This window comes from Bradyrhizobium sp. UFLA05-153, assembly GCF_054185185.1.
Genome location: NZ_JBBIAM010000355.1, coordinates 1 through 590 on the forward strand (window position 1 = coordinate 1; position 590 = coordinate 590).

The window sequence follows — 590 nt, forward strand, 5'->3', positions numbered from 1 at the left end:
AAGGAGCGCAAGGACCGCGTTGATGACGCGATGCATGCGACCCGCGCGGCCGTCGAGGAAGGCATCGTTCCGGGCGGCGGCGTCGCCCTGCTCCGTGCCTCCGTGCATCTCAAGGGCATCCGGACCAAGAACGACGACCAGAAGACCGGCGTCGAGATCGTGCGCAAGGCGCTGTCCGCGCCGGCCCGCCAGATCGCGATCAATGCGGGCGAGGACGGCTCCGTCATCGTCGGCAAGATCCTGGAGAAGGATCAGTATTCGTTCGGCTTCGACAGCCAGACCGGCGAGTACGGCAACCTCGTCACCAAGGGCATCATCGACCCGACCAAGGTGGTTCGCGTCGCGATCCAGAACGCAGCCTCAGTCGCTGCGCTTCTAATCACCACCGAAGCCATGGTCGCCGAGCTGCCGAAGAAGGCCAGTTCCGGCCCCGCAATGCCCCCGGGCGGCGGCATGGGTGGCATGGACTTTTGAATCCAGCCGTTCAGCGCTCAAGGAAAAAAGGTCCAGCAGCGATGCCGGGCCTTCCCGGACTAGCTACCGGTCCAACTCGACGACAACAGCTGGATGGAGATGACCCATCAGCAGGG

1 protein-coding gene is annotated in these 590 nt (G+C 64.4%); it reads left to right on the forward strand.

Annotated features, from left to right (window positions below; genetic code table 11):
* On the forward strand, window positions 1–474 hold a 474-nt coding region (locus Q2941_RS51860; RefSeq protein WP_458197581.1), incomplete at its 5' end, for a TCP-1/cpn60 chaperonin family protein.
* Window positions 475–590: the final 116 nt, after the last annotated feature.